This is a genomic window from Phenylobacterium sp. (genome assembly GCF_022402485.1).
Lineage (GTDB): Bacteria > Pseudomonadota > Alphaproteobacteria > Caulobacterales > Caulobacteraceae > Phenylobacterium.
This window is the reverse complement of the sequence record NZ_JAKRSA010000012.1, coordinates 146211-159381: the sequence shown is the minus strand read 5'-3', so window position 1 is coordinate 159381 and position 13171 is coordinate 146211. Positions and strand designations below refer to the sequence as shown.

The following is a 13171-nucleotide window of genomic DNA, read 5'->3' as shown; positions in this document are numbered from 1 at the left end:
CTTTGCTCAACGTTCCTTGGACAACCGAGTGGCCCCGGCCGATGATGGCCGAACGCCTGCGGATTGTCCCTGGGGACTCACCGCGGATCGGAAGTCCAAGTACACGTTTGCGGCAGTTTTGTTCTGTATTTCGTTCGAGCCGCTACCGGAGACTTCAGGCGGCGCACCGAATCTTCTCCAATATCGGGACGCCCGGCCGTACCACCGGCGCTCTGCCAGAAACCTCACGGCAAGTGACAGTCACCGCGCCGCGTCCATAATTGAAGCGGAATAATCGTTCGGGATACATGGTGGAGGCAACCCGAAGTGGAGGCAACCCGAATTTTCGGTCTTGCCCGCTGATCGGCTTGACAATCGGGCCGTACAATATCTCTTGAACGGGAATACTGGTTCCGAATCCAAGCGAGCCGTCAGCAAGCGTACGATGCGTCGTGCTGAGCTGGGTCGCCGGGGCGAGACCCAACGCCGAGCCGCACAGCGGAAATCATGATCACAAAGGGACTTCATGCCATGACCGACCATTTGCTCGAGACGATTGAGGATGGCGTCGCCACCTTGACCATGAATCGGCCCGACGCCCGCAATGCGCTCTCGGGTGAAATGCTTGCAGCCCTGTCGGAGGCTGCCCTGCGAATTGCCGCCGATCCAAAGGTCAGGGCTTTAGTGCTCACCGGCTCGGGCGGTGCCTTCTGTGCTGGCGGCGACGTCAAGGGGTTCGCCGCCGACAGTCCAGGTGGGCCGGGCGGAGCCGGCGGGGTGAGTTTCGAGCAGAAACTACATGGCCTGCGCACTGGCATGGAGCTCAGCCGGCTGCTGCACGAAATGCCCAAACCGACGCTGGCGGTGATCCCGGGCGCCGCAGCCGGCGCGGGATTCTCCATGGCGCTGGCCTGCGACCTGCGCATCGCCGCGAGCGAGGCCAAGCTGACCACGGCCTTTGCGAAAGTCGGCGTGTCGGGCGACTATGGAGGCAGCTATTTCCTCAGCCATCTGGTGGGCGCGGCCAAGGCCAGGGAGCTCTACTTCATGGCCGAGGTCATCACCGGCGCCGAGGCGGCCGCGCTGGGAATCGTCAATCGGGCGGTCCCCGCCGCTGAACTGGCCCAGGCCGCCGGCGAACTGGCGCGACGCCTGGCCAGCCTGCCGACCATCGCCATCGGCCACATGAAGAAGAACCTTAATGTGGCCGACCACGGCACTCTGACCGAAGTGCTCGACTCCGAAGCCATCCACATGATCCGCACCATGATGACCGAAGACCACAAGGCCGCGTCAAAGGCCTTCGTCGAGAAGCGCTCGCCTGTGTTTCAAGGCCGCTGATCCGGCGTCGTTGTGACGGACGCTAGGGGGCGTCCGTCACAACTTCATGATCGGCGTGGGGCCGAGTCCGGATGTTCAGCTGACCGGCGAGCCCGGCGCGGCGGTGGTGGGAAATGGCCTGCATTTCGGGGCACCGCATCATCTCGCTCATGGCGGCCAGAGAGGGGTATTCCGCCAGGGCGATCATGTCCCAGAGCTCGCCTACCTCGCCCAGCAGGATCCCCGTCACGGTGCCAGAGAACCGTGGGCGACCCCCGAACGAGACCAGGAGCTTGCGGACTTCAGCCGTGTAGCGCGCATAGGCCTCGGCCCCGGTGATGTGGGCGTCCGAACCGTCCGCGTACTCTGCGAACGGCTTGAACTTCAGCAGGTTGACCATCACGAATGGGCCATCGTCGGGCGTGCTGAAGAAGTCATTGGCTTGGTCGCCGCCGGGTTGCACCGCGTTGATCACCTGCATCGTTACACCTTCCAGGATCGAACAGCCGGCGCTTCAAGAGTCTGGCGCGCGTTTTGACACCAAAAGCGGAATAATCATTCACATCATCATTGGCAATCTGTATTGTCGTTTGAACCCCAAACTGACCGATGGGGACAGGCGGGCGGAAGACTGTCCAAAGGGGCCCTACATGGACGACGAACCTAAGCTCCTCACCGTGATCGCCGACGGCGTGGCGACGCTGACGTTCAATCGGCCGGAGAAGCTGAACGCGCTGACCCCTGCTATGCTAGAGGACTTCTTCGCGATCATCGCGCAGTGGGGCGCCGATCCGGATGTCCGCGTTATTGTCATTACCGGCGCAGGGCGCGGTTTCTCAGCCGGGTTGGACCTGGGCGCCATCAGCGCTGCGGCGTCGGAAGGGGGCTCCAACCTATCGGCGGACAGGACAGCAGCGGCCCGGACCAATAATGCGCCGCAGCCCCATTGGGGCGATGACGTTGGTCCCGCTCTTGGCCACGACTTCACCCGCGGGTGGAACGGATTGATCACCTGCCGAAAGCCAACCATCGCGGCCATCAACGGACCGGCGTTTGGCTGGGGTTTCATCCTGGCCCTGCACTGCGACATTCGCTTCGCGGCGCGCTCGGCCGTGTTCAACGCGACATTCGCCCGCCTGGGCGTTCCGGCGGAGAAGGGCATGGGTTGGTTGTTGCCGCGGCTGATCGGGATCGCCCGGGCCGCCGATCTTCTCTACACGGCGCGGCGGGTCGATGCGGCTGAGGCCGAGCGCATCGGGCTGGTCAATGAGGTGGTCGAAGATGATCGACTGATGACCCATGTGGATGTCTACGCCCGCGCCATCGCCGCCAATGCGGCGCCTCGGGCCCTCGCGGCGATGAAGGCCCAGATTTGGACGGCCGCCGACAATGGATACGACGCTGCGTTCGCGGCGGCTGACCTCGAACAGGGGCGGTGCACCCAAACCGAAGATTTCAAGGAGGGTGTTGGAAGTTACCTGGCCAAGCGGCCTCCGGTGTTCACCGGCCGCTAGGCGACGCCGCCCCCGAGTGGCGGAGGTTCGACCCTACCGCCGAGGCCGCCCTCGAATCCGGCGTCCAACGCTCATTCACAACGAAGGAATCTCTTCATGCGCGAAGCCGTCATCGTCTCCTACGCCCGCACCGGCCTGGCCAAGTCCGGCCGAGGCGGATTCAACATCACGCCGCCAATGTCTATGGGCGCCCATGCAGTGAAGCATGCCGTTGCGCGCTCAGGCGTCGAGCCGGACTTTGTCGAGGACTGCTACATGGGCAACAATGCCCATGGTGCCGCCAATATCGGGCGCCAGGTCGCGCTGCTGGCGGGCATGCCGGTGACAACGGCCGGGGTGACGGTAAACCGGTTCTGCTCCTCGGGCCTGCAGACCATCGCCATGGCCGCCAATCACATCCGCGGAGATGGCGCCGACTGTGTCGTCGCGGGTGGCGTCGAGAGCATCTCCATTCCCGGCGGAGGCATGCCGAAGGAAGCCATCGACCCCGACCTGATCCGCCGCGCGCCCGACATCTTCATGGCGATGATCGACACGGCGGACATCGTGGCGGAACGCTACAAGGTGAGCCGCGAGGCCCAGGATGCGTTTTCGTTAGAATCACAGCGCCGCATGGCGGCCGCCCAACAGGCCGACAAGTTTCGGGACGAAATCGTCCCCATGCCCACCCAGATGCGGGTAGTGGACAGGGATACCAAGGCGGAATCCGTGGTCGCCTACACGGTCTCGCGCGATGAGTGCAACCGCCCCGACACGACGCTTGAGGGCCTCCAGAAGCTGGACCCGGTGAAGGGCTCCGGAAAGTCTGTAACCGCAGGCAATGCGAGCCAGCTGTCGGACGGTGCGGCGGCGGTCGTCCTCATGGAGGCCAAGGAAGCCGAACGCCGAGGCCTCGAGCCCCTGGGCCGCTTCGTCTCGTGGGCCGTCGCAGGTTGCGAGCCGGACGAGATGGGGATTGGTCCAGTGTTTGCGATCCCGAAGCTGCTAAAGCGCCAGGGGCTGACGGTAGATGACATCGACCTTTGGGAGTTGAACGAGGCTTTCGCCAGTCAGTGTCTCTACAGCCGTGACCGAATGGGCATTGATCCGGAGAAGTATAATGTGAATGGCGGCTCGATCGCCATCGGGCACCCCTTCGGCATGACCGGTGCGCGGCTCACCGGCCACATCCTGCAGGAAGGCCGTCTGCGCAAGGCCAAATGGGGTGTCGTGACCATGTGCATCGGCGGCGGCCAGGGCGGGGCGGGCCTGTTCGAAATCTATAGCTGACAGGTCTCCACGCCTGGGGCGCCGCTGGGTTCCAAGCCGGCGGCGCCGGCAGCCTTCGCTGCGTCGCTGCTTTTCCGCGAGATCGCCAAGTGCTTGTTTGGAAACGGTCCTTGTGGTTGTTGGACCGCCAGGGTTCGTCCTGGCGATTGCCGTTCTGCTGACGTGAAGGCGCCGATCCGGGCCGGGGCGAGCTAAGGTCTTGCCGGGCTCAGACGTCATGCTTTCCCCGCTCCAAGGCAGGATAGTCGCGAGAATCAGCGCCTTCGACGGGATCGCGCGCCACGGCCGTCCAGGACTCCAACAACTGTTTGTCTTTCGAGGTTCATGTGGCAATTCACCTACACGCTGCTCGCGGATCGTCACTTGAGCGGCGAGAACGGGACTCGCCTTGGAACGGATCAGCTTGAACCTTGAGGAAATCGATGGCGTTTTCCCGGCTAACCAGGCCCGGAGTCGGGACGCGCAGGCCCGGCTGATGCAAGCCGGTGAACAGGTCTTTGCGCAACACGGTTACGATGCGGCGAGGGTCAGCGATATCTCGGTGTTAGCCGGTTGCTCCATCGGCAGTTTCTATCGCCGGTTTCGCGACAAGGAGGCGCTGTTCCGCGCCCTGCAGACTCAGTTCGCGCTGCGCGGACGAGAGAATATCGACCGCTTCTTTTCGATGCCGGCTTGGAAGACGGCGCCGGTCTCAGAAGTGCTGCGGACGCTGGTGATGAACACGGCGCGCCAGATTGAACGGCACCCCGGGTTCTTTCGCGCGCTCTTCCAGCGCAGCCTGGAAGGGGTCGGGGCACCGTACTTCGCCGCCCTGGCCGATGCTGACGTCTACGCAGCGCGCGGGCTCGCGGCCTTCCTTCGGTCACGGGACGCTGCGCCCCTCGGCGATGCGGAAGCCCTTTGCAAATTCGCATTGCAGTCGGTGTCGGCGGTCCTGATCCAAAGGATGCTGCATGGCGAGGCGCCGGGCCCGATCACCGACCCGGGCCTCATCGATCAGCTCACCCGGCTGATGATGAACTATCTGGAGCTACCCAAGGAATCCTGACTGGACGGACCATAGTATCCTGGCTCAGTTCACGGCGCGGGTGCGGTCCGCCCAGTAAGGCTTGCGAAGGTCGCGCCGGAGGATCTTGCCGGAGGGGTTCCGAGGAATCACGTCGATGAAGTCGATGCTCTTTGGGACCTTGTAGCCGGCGATGTGGGTTCGCGCCCGGGCGATGATCGCAGGGCCATCGGCGGCGGCACCTGGTCGCAGCACGACGATCGCCTTGACAGCCTCGCCCCATTTCTCGTCAGGCACCCCGATCACCGCCACATCAGAGATATCCGGATCCTTGGCGAGCGCATTCTCGACCTCGGCCGGATAGACGTTCTCACCTCCGGAGACGATCATTTCCTTCACCCGGTCATGGATGTGGAGATAGCCGTCCTCGTTGAAATAGCCTGCGTCGCCAGTGTGAAGCCAGCCGTCGCGAATAGTCTCCGCGGTCGCCTTGGAGTCCTTCCAATAGCCGGGGGTCAGCATTGCCCCCCGGGTCACGACCTCGCCCACCTCGCGCGTGTCACAGGTGCTTCCGTCGGGGCGCACCACCTTCAGTTCTATGCCCAGAAGCGGGCGGCCACAGGCCAGGAGGCGGCTGTCATCCCGGTGGTCGGCGGGGGTTAGCATCGTCAGGGCACCGGATGTCTCGGTCATGCCGTATGCCTGGGCGAAGTCGCAGCCAAACACGTCGCGCGCCTTCTTCATGACGGTCTCGCTGATGGGCGAGCCCCCGTACATGATCAGCCGGAGCGCTGAAAAGTCCCGCTCAGCGATCCCGGGAACTTCCAGGCACATCTGCACCATGGCCGGCGCCATGCCCCCCCGCGTGACCCGCTCGCTCTCGAAGAGTGCAACCACCTCTGCCGGGCGGAACTGATCGACGCTCAACAGCCGGCTTCCAGACTGGAGCGAGCGCAGGATTCCATTGAGACCGTTCACATGGAAGAACGGCGCCGGAGCGAAAATCGTGTCCTCGGGACCAGTCCTGTTCCAGTCCAGGGCATCCATCGCCGCGAATGATGCCGCATAGCTGGCATGGGTCAGTTGAACGCCCTTTGGCAGTCCGGTGGTGCCGCTGGTGTACATCTGCACAAAGATGTCAGACAGAGCGCCTCCAAGCCGAGGATCCTCGTTCGACTGGGAGTCGCGCCAGCTCTCGTACTCCTGTCCTGTGCCGATCAGGATCACCTGGCCCGGTTCCCGCAGGACATCGGCGGCCTGCCCGGCAAGGTCCGCGAACTCGGCTTCGACGAACAGAAACTGCGCCTCGCCATGGTCCAGGATGTAGCGCAGCTCCGATGCGGCCAGACGCCAGTTGAGCGCGAGGAGGACCGCCCGCGCCTTCAAAGCGCCGCCAAGGATCTCGATATATTCGTTGGAGTTCTTCGACAGGATCGCCACACGGGCGTCGGGACGACAGCCCGCGGCGATGAGGCCCCGGGCCACCCGGTTCGCGCGGTTGTCCAGTTCGCCATAGGTGAGGTTTAGTCCGTTGCACGTCGCGGCGACGCTTTCGGGGCGTTCCAAGGCCTGGGTGCGGATGACATCAGAGAACAGTTGAGCCTGGGCCATTAGGTTTCTTCTTGCTTTTCGTTGTTCGCTGCCGCGTATGCGAACCGAAATAATTATTCCGGTCAAGAGAATTCGCCTGACGATCCGCGAGGTATGGGTTTGGTGGAGCCTTCCTGACCGCCAGGTGATTTGTGGAGGAAACGGAAATGTTGACGCTGTACGGCATCGATCTGGCCCGGCCACGCACCCAGGACGGCAACCGACTGGCGGTGGACTGATGGCGAACCCCTCAGGATATGTCCTCTACGGATCGGGACCCAGTCTCTTCACCCGCAAGCTGGAGGCCGCCCTGATCTTCTACGGTGCGCCCTTCGAGTTCATGCTGAAGCGGGGCCGACCGGACGGTCAGGCGATTGAGGCTCGGGCTGGCACCCATCAGGTTCCCGTCCTCGCCACCCCCGAAGGCTGGATGATCGCGGACACCACGCCGATCATCGACCTGCTCGATCATCGGTTTCCCGACCGGGCGATGTTTCCGTCTGGACCGCTGGGCGTCCTGACCCATCTGGCGGAGGAGTACCTGGACGAGTGGACGGCGAGGGTGATGGTGCACTATCGATGGCACTATCCCGACAGCGCCCGGTTCGTGGCCAACATTATCGCCGAGCCCGCCATGGCCGAAGCGGTCTTGTCCTGGGGGCCGCGCGCCTGTCGCGCCACCGGAACCGAGACCGAGTTCCACCAGCAGGCAGCCGAAGCGGAGTACGTCCGGCTGCTTGAGGCCGCTGACGAACAGCTGATGAAAACTAGGTACCTGCTTGGAGACCGCCCGACGGCTGTGGACTGCATGGTCCTGGGCGGCTTCCGCGCCCACACGCTGCACGATCCCGATCCCGCGAAGGTGGTCAAACGCTTCCCGCGCCTGGTGGCTTGGAATGAACGGGCGGACAGGTGGGATGGCAGCGGGGGACTGGCACCTTTCCCGCAGTCCACCCTGTTTGCCCGACACCTCCTGGAGGGAATGGCCCAGCACTACGCGCCGTTTCTTCTGGCTAACGCCCAGGCCCTGGCTGACGGCCGCAAAGCCTTTGACATCTCTACCTATGGCGAACCGGCGAGCTACCTTGCCCGCGCCTATCCGGAGCGGGCGCGAATGATGATTCAGGACCGAATTCGACGCCGGCTGACGTCCGCCGAAGCTGAGGCTGTGGAGACTTGGCTGCGGCAATCGGGCCTTGCGGAGGGCTTCAGTCCGACATCAGGCTTCGCGGCGGTTCCGTGATTGCGGTGGCACTTGGCACGGACAGGGCCAAGGATCTGATTTCCGTCCCCCTAGCTGGAGCCTGCCGGATCCGGCAGGCCTAGGATTCGCTTCGCGATAATGTTGTTCTGAACCTCGTGCGAGCCCCCAGCGATCGAGCCCGACTTGCCGAGCAGCCAGGTGCGAACCGATGCGAGCTCGCTCGCCGCGAAAGCCTCGCCGCTCCAACCCAGCCCCTGGTGGCCCAGCACCTCGAGGGTCAGCTCCGCCCGGAGCTGACTTACGCGCGAGCCGGCGTTCTTCAGGATCGAAGAGATGGTGGACGGGTCGCTGTTGGAACGGCGCTCGGCCTCGCCGCGGGCCCGGGTGAGCTCAAAGGCGCGCGCGTCCATCAGGTGCTCGGTGAGCCGACGCCGCAGATCGGGATCGGTGAGCCGTCCATCGCTGTCGACGCCCACTGTTTCGCGGGCGAGGTCGCTTAGGCGCAGCGTCGATGGCGCGCCCAGCGGGCTCGCCCCGCCGCTGGCGGCCTGGCGCTCATGCTGCAGGAGCCGTTTGGCGATCGCCCAGCCGCCGTTCAACGGCCCCACAAGGTTCGCCTTGGGCACCATTACCTCCGTGAAGAAGGTCTCGCAGAACTGCGATTCGCCGCTGATCAGCCGGATCGGCCGCACCTCGACCCCAGGCGAGCGCATATCGACCAGCAGGAAACTGATCCCGTCGTGTTTCTTGGGGCTATTCTTCGTGCGCACCAGACAGAAGCACCAGTCCGCGAACTGGGCGCCCGTTGTCCATATCTTCTGGCCGGTCACGAGGAAGTGGTCCCCACAGTCCTCGGCGGCCATGCGCAGGGAGGCCAGGTCGGACCCGGCGCCCGGCTCGCTGAAACCCTGACACCAGCGGATCTCGTTACGCGCGATCGGTGGAATGTGCTGTTGGAGCTGTTCCTCGTTCCCGAATTCCAGCAGCGTCGGTCCGAACATCATTACGCCCAGCCCGCCGATCGGATTGCGCGCATCGATCCGCGCCATCTCCTCGTTCAGGACGCCAATCTCGTCGGGGCTCAGTCCACCGCCGCCGAACCGCTTCGGCCAGGCCGGGACCCCCCAGCCGGTCGCCCCGAAGCGTGCCCGCCAAGTCTTCACGTCATCGGGGATTTCAGCGCCGTCCACCATGGCCTCCGAAACGCGGCGCGGATGGGCCCGAAGAGTCGGCGGCAGGTTCGCTTCCAGCCAAGCGCGAACCCGGTTGCGAAAGCGCTCCGACTCCTCGACGCTCGATACAGGCATGTCCAGAAAATCCTCCGTGCGCCCGACCGTTGCAGCCAGGTTCGAACAAGACGCGGCCCGCAGCCCGCGCCGACAACTCTATGAACCAGAATACGTGTTCCGCAAGAGAATGTTCCGCGGCTAACCCGGTCGCTCGGGAGGGATCCTTCCCCGGAACGAGTGCGGAGCGGGCGATCCGAGGATTGACTCTTGCCCGAAATCCACTTTCATGAATAGGAATGATGGTTCTGGAGGAGAGCAGACATGCCCCAGCCTGACATCTCCTACGGCGCTAAGCTCTGCAAGATGGCTGAGGTCCAGCCTGACGCGCCGGCCGTCAGCTGTGGACCGAGGACGCTTACCTATCGACAGCTTCATAGGCGTACGAATCGGCTCGCCCGCGGCCTTGCGACCTATGGGGTGACGGCCGGCGACCTGGTCACCCTGGGCCTGCCCAACGACATCGGGTTCATCGAAGCGTGCTGGGCGATCTGGAAGCTTGGCGCAACGCCGCAGCCGGTCTCATTCCGACTGCCGAAGGGGGAACTGGAGGCGATCATCGCACTGGCGGCGCCCCCCGTCGTGATCGCCGAGGCTCAGCACAAGATTGACCGCCCCATCCTGACCATCTCCGACATCGCCGCTCGTTCGGATGATGAGTCGGATCTGGAGGATCGTGTCGCGCCCGTGAACCGGGCGTTGACATCGGGCGGCTCCACCGGACGGCCAAAGCTGATCCTGGCAGGCAGGGCCGGGTTGGCCCCGGCGGCGATGGACCCCGTCAGCTTCTGGCGGATGCGCCCCGGCGAGGTTTCGCTGGTGCCCGCGCCGCTCTATCACACCAGCGGGTTCGCGATGATGGTGGACGCCCTGACCATCGGCGCGCACCTGGTGGTCATGCCCCGGTTCGATCCGGAGGGGACGCTGGCCGAGATCGCCGCCCGCGGTGCCGCCTGGGTCTATCTGGTGCCCACTATGATGGGCAGGATCTGGCGTCTGCCAGAGGCGGTGCGAGACCGCTATGACGTGTCGAGCATCAAGACGGTCTGGCACCTGTCGGCGCCATGCCCGCCTTGGCTGAAAGAAGCCTTCATCCACTGGTTCGGCCCGGACGCGGTGATGGAACGCTATGGCGGGGCCGAGTCCCAGGCGATCGCCGAAATCACCGGCGTCGAATGGCTGGCGCACCGAGGATCGGTGGGCCGGGTGATCATGGGCGAGATGAAGGTGTTTGATGAGGCCGGTCAGCCCGCGCCTGTCGGGCAGACCGGCGAGATCTACCTGCGCCGACCACAGGGCGCGGCGCCGACCTACAACTACGTCGGCGCCGAGGCTCGGACGCTGCCCGACGGCTGGGAGAGTCTTGGCGACATGGGCTGGTTCGACGGGGACGGATTCCTCTACCTCGCCGACCGACGGACCGACATGGTCCTGGTTGGCGGCGCCAATGTGTATCCGGCGGAGATCGAGGCGGCGCTGGAGGAGCACCCGGCCGTGCAGTCCTGCGCCATCGTCGGACTGCCGGACCACGATCTCGGCAATCAGGTCCACGCCATCATCCAGGCGCGGAGCGAGGTCTCGGCCGAGGAGCTGAAGGCGTTCCTCGCGGACCGGCTGGTCACTTACAAGCGGCCCAGGTCCTACGAGTTTGTCGACCATCCCTTACGCGACGATGCCGGAAAGATGCGTCGCACGGCGCTGCGTGACGAACGTATCGCCCGAATGAAGACGGCCAGCTCGGCCGCTTGACGCCGCCCAATTCAATCACCGACCCAGGAGCGACCCATGAAAACCCGCATCACCGAACTGTTCGGAATCCAGCACCCGATCATCCAGGGGGGGATGCATTTCGTCGGCCTGGCCGAGATGGCGTCGGCGGTGTCCAATGCCGGCGGCCTTGGCATCATCACCGGCCTGACCCAACGGACTCCGGAGAACCTCGCGAAGGAAATCGCGCGTTGCCGGGAGATGACCGACAAGCCGTTTGGCGTGAATCTGACCTTCCTGCCGGCGATCACCCCGCCCGACTACCCAGGCTTCGTGAAGACGATCATCGACGGCGGTGTGAAGGTGGTCGAGACCGCCGGCAACAATCCGCAGAAGTGGCTGCCGGCGCTCAAGGAGGCGGGCGTCAAGGTGATCCACAAATGCACCTCGGTGCGCCACTCGCTCAAGGCAGAGGCGATCGGCTGCGACGCCGTCAGCGTCGACGGCTTCGAGTGCGGTGGCCATCCCGGCGAGGACGACGTACCGAACTTCGTGCTGCTGCCGCGCGCGGCGGAGGAGCTGAAGATTCCGTTCGTGGCGTCAGGGGGCGTCGCTAACGCCCGGCAACTGGTGGCCGCCCTGGCCCTTGGCGCCGAGGGCATCAACATGGGCACACGCTTCATGGCCACCAAGGAAGCCCCGATCCACGACAACGTGAAACAGGCCATTGTGGCGGCCAGCGAGCTGGACACCCGCTTGGTCATGCGCCCGCTGCGCAACACAGAGCGTGTGCTGGCCAACGCTGCCGTCGACCGTCTGCTGGAGAAGGAGCGCGCCCTGGGGGCGAACCTCAAATTCGAGGACATCGTGGAGGAAGTGGGCGGGGTGTATCCGAAGATCATGAATGACGGCGAGATGGACGCCGGCGTGTGGTCTTGCGGCATGGTGGTGGGGCTGATCCACGACGTCCCCACCTGCAAAGCGTTGATCGACGGGATAATGAGTGAGGCCGAGGCGCTGATCCGCCAGAGGCTCGTGGGTCTGGCTGCATCGTAGGTGCCTATGAACGCTCCGGTCCTCGACGAATTCCGGGCCTTCCGCGCTGAGGCGCGGGCGTGGCTGGCGACTCACTTCGTCCCATCCTTGAAGGGCAAGAGCGGCTGGTCGCTTCACGAGGCGCCTGGGGAACCCGAGCCCGACGTCGTCGCCTGGACCCGGGCCATGGGCGAACGGGGGTGGGGGACCCCGATCTGGCCGAAGGCCTATGGCGGCGGTGGCCTCACGGCGGCGGAAGCCCGGGTGCTGCAAAAGGAAATGGACCGCATCGGCGCCTGGAATCCAATCGGCGGCCTGGGCAAGGATCTGTTAGGTCCGACGCTCCTGGAATATGGCACCGAGGCCCAGAAGCAGGAGCACCTGCCGCCGCTGGCGCGCCAGGAAGTGAACTGGTGCCAAGGGTTCTCCGAGCCTGGCTCCGGGTCGGACTTGGCCTCCCTACAGACCCGCGCCATCGACGTGGGCGACCACTTCCTGGTGAACGGCCAGAAGGTGTGGACGTCGGGCGGACAGTGGGCCGACATGTGTTTTTGCCTGGTACGGACCGACACCAGCCGCAAGCATGAGGGGATATCCTTCGTGCTGATCGACATGCGTGATCCCGGGGTGGAGGTTCGGCCGATCCGGCTGATCGCGGGCGAATCGCCGTTTTGCGAAACCTTCTTCACCGACGTGAAGGTGCCCAAGGCGAACCTTGTGGGGCCGTTGAACGGCGGCTGGACCATAGCCAAAAGGCTCCTGCAGTATGAGCGGTCGGGGGACAGTTCCGCCGCGCTAGGCGGCGGCGTGTTCGGGATCAACGGCTCCCCCGCGGAATTGGCGGTGACCCGCATCGGCCGGGACGACAAGGGCCGCATCGAAGACCTCGACCTGCGCGGCCGCATCTCCCGCCACGAGATGGACCACCGCGCCTTCCAGCTGACGATGCAGCGGATGATGGCCGAGGCCCGGTCATATCAGGGTCCCTCGGCGGCTACTTCGATCCTCAAGAACGCCGGCACGCAGATCGGCCAGGACCGCGCAGAGCTGATGGTCGAGATCATGGGCTTTCAGGGCCTGGGCTGGGCCGGCGACGCCTTTGATGATGCGGAGTTGGCAAAGGTCCGCGGCTGGCTAGCCGGCAAGGCCACCACCATCTTCGGCGGCTCGTTCGAGGTGCAGAACAACATCGTCTCCAAGCGCATCCTCGGCCTGCCCGACCGGTGATGGCCGGCGCGACAGCAAGTGACCCAGGGAAGCT

11 protein-coding genes are annotated in these 13171 nt (G+C 64.7%); 8 read left to right on the top strand and 3 right to left on the bottom strand.

Annotation, left to right across the window (positions count from 1 at the left end; genetic code table 11):
- Positions 1-510: 510 nt before the first annotated feature.
- Complete coding sequence (locus tag MH112_RS04530; RefSeq protein WP_296564471.1) at positions 511-1320, top strand: enoyl-CoA hydratase; 810 nt, start codon at positions 511-513, stop codon at positions 1318-1320.
- Positions 1321-1342: 22 nt separating this feature from the next.
- Here the strand turns inward: MH112_RS04530 and MH112_RS04525 are convergent, their stop codons facing one another.
- Complete coding sequence (locus MH112_RS04525; protein ID WP_296564468.1) at positions 1343-1780, bottom strand: DUF1330 domain-containing protein; 438 nt, start codon at positions 1778-1780, stop codon at positions 1343-1345.
- Between MH112_RS04525 and MH112_RS04520 the strand changes: the two genes are divergently transcribed.
- The 3 genes from MH112_RS04520 (at position 1767) to MH112_RS04510 (ending at position 5130) form a co-directional block, all read left to right on the top strand.
- Positions 1767-2813, top strand: a complete 1047-nt coding sequence (locus MH112_RS04520) for an enoyl-CoA hydratase-related protein (RefSeq protein WP_296564467.1) — start codon at positions 1767-1769, stop codon at positions 2811-2813. The genes MH112_RS04525 and MH112_RS04520 overlap by 14 nt on opposite strands.
- 96 nt (positions 2814-2909) lie before the next feature.
- The gene (locus tag MH112_RS04515) at positions 2910-4082 is read left to right on the top strand and encodes an acetyl-CoA C-acyltransferase (RefSeq protein WP_296564464.1); all 1173 of its coding nucleotides are present in this window, start codon (positions 2910-2912) and stop codon (positions 4080-4082) included.
- A 388-nt stretch (positions 4083-4470) separates the two neighbouring features.
- Entirely contained in the window at positions 4471-5130 is a 660-nt protein-coding gene (locus MH112_RS04510) for a TetR/AcrR family transcriptional regulator (RefSeq protein ID WP_296564461.1), read from the top strand.
- A 24-nt stretch (positions 5131-5154) separates the two neighbouring features.
- Here the strand turns inward: MH112_RS04510 and MH112_RS04505 are convergent, their stop codons facing one another.
- A complete protein-coding gene (locus MH112_RS04505; protein ID WP_296564458.1) occupies positions 5155-6699 on the bottom strand; it encodes a long-chain-fatty-acid--CoA ligase in 1545 nt (514 codons plus the stop codon).
- 217 nt (positions 6700-6916) lie between these two features.
- Between MH112_RS04505 and MH112_RS04500 the strand changes: the two genes are divergently transcribed.
- Positions 6917-7921: a glutathione S-transferase family protein gene (locus MH112_RS04500; protein WP_296564455.1), complete on the top strand. Its 1005-nt coding sequence runs from the start codon at positions 6917-6919 to the stop codon at positions 7919-7921.
- A gap of 50 nt (positions 7922-7971) precedes the next feature.
- Here MH112_RS04500 and MH112_RS04495 read toward each other — a convergent pair whose 3' ends face one another.
- The gene (locus MH112_RS04495; protein WP_296564452.1) at positions 7972-9189 is read right to left on the bottom strand and encodes an acyl-CoA dehydrogenase family protein; all 1218 of its coding nucleotides are present in this window, start codon (positions 9187-9189) and stop codon (positions 7972-7974) included.
- A gap of 243 nt (positions 9190-9432) precedes the next feature.
- Here MH112_RS04495 and MH112_RS04490 point away from each other — a divergent pair, with 243 nt between their 5' ends.
- From MH112_RS04490 to MH112_RS04480, 3 genes are read left to right on the top strand one after another with little or no spacing between them, the layout of a single operon-like run.
- Positions 9433-10917, top strand: coding sequence for an AMP-binding protein (locus MH112_RS04490; RefSeq protein ID WP_296564447.1), 1485 nt, complete (start codon positions 9433-9435; stop codon positions 10915-10917).
- Positions 10918-10953: 36 nt separating this feature from the next.
- The gene (locus tag MH112_RS04485; RefSeq protein ID WP_296564445.1) at positions 10954-11931 is read left to right on the top strand and encodes a nitronate monooxygenase family protein; all 978 of its coding nucleotides are present in this window, start codon (positions 10954-10956) and stop codon (positions 11929-11931) included.
- Between the two features lie 6 nt (positions 11932-11937).
- Complete coding sequence (locus MH112_RS04480; protein WP_296564442.1) at positions 11938-13137, top strand: acyl-CoA dehydrogenase family protein; 1200 nt, start codon at positions 11938-11940, stop codon at positions 13135-13137.
- Positions 13138-13171: the final 34 nt, after the last annotated feature.